A 399-nucleotide genomic window follows, 5' to 3' on the forward strand; every position below is an offset into this window, starting at 1 on the left:
AGTTTTAATCATTAGCAGTTTGTTACTTTGCTGATGTATCACAGTTGTGACCAAGTAACATGAGCTCTCTTAATGCCACTGAGAACTTAGCAAAATCGTGACTTTGCGATGTTTTAAACTCTGTCAACATTTGCTTCCAACGTTGAAGTAACAGATCTTGACGAGACATCCATTGTACAATTAGCCCATCTACATCACTGCATTCACCTTCAAAGCGGTTTAATAACACTGCTGACAAGGTGCGTTGCTGCCAATCTAACTCTTCACGATATGATGCACGCGCTAATGCCTGCCAATGGTTAGAAACCGGTTGATTAGTGATTTGATCTAAGAACCAATGTAGTCCCATTTGCGCACCTAATTTAAAGTAAGTGTGCGACACCATATCGATTTTACGAT

At 40.1% G+C, this 399-nt stretch carries 1 protein-coding gene; it reads right to left on the reverse strand.

Going from position 1 to position 399, the window contains the following annotated elements; translation table 11 throughout:
* Positions 1-22: 22 nt before the first annotated feature.
* Positions 23-399: NAD-glutamate dehydrogenase domain-containing protein (locus CWB66_RS21260; RefSeq protein ID WP_138586985.1), on the reverse strand; the 377-nt coding region annotated here is incomplete at its 5' end.

The organism is Pseudoalteromonas sp. S558 (assembly GCF_005886635.1).
GTDB classification, from domain to species: domain Bacteria; phylum Pseudomonadota; class Gammaproteobacteria; order Enterobacterales; family Alteromonadaceae; genus Pseudoalteromonas; species Pseudoalteromonas aliena.